The following is a 288-nucleotide window of genomic DNA, read 5'->3' on the forward strand; positions in this document are numbered from 1 at the left end:
GACAATAGTCAAAAATTTCATGGACATCAAGATGGTTCAAATAATACAATGGGTTTAGTAAATGGAATAGCGGACGGGAACAATAATGATGAAAATTGGCAAGAATTTGAAGGTCTCCAGGATGGAATGATGCACCTCCTTAATGATGTAAATATCATTACAGATAGCCGAAATAACCGCAATACACAAAAGGCGTGGGTTTCTCAAGATGGGTCGGAACAGGAGATTGGCCAGATAAATGCCATAATCGGTGCCGGCGGTGTCGGTGGGAATGATAATACTAACAAC

1 protein-coding gene is annotated in these 288 nt (G+C 40.6%); it reads left to right on the plus strand.

Features of this window, described 5'->3' with window-relative positions:
- Window positions 1-288: hypothetical protein (locus tag E1171_RS23040; protein WP_187696082.1), on the plus strand; the 288-nt coding region annotated here is incomplete at both ends.

Source organism: Xanthovirga aplysinae (assembly GCF_009711365.1).
Lineage (GTDB): Bacteria > Bacteroidota > Bacteroidia > Cytophagales > Cyclobacteriaceae > Xanthovirga > Xanthovirga aplysinae.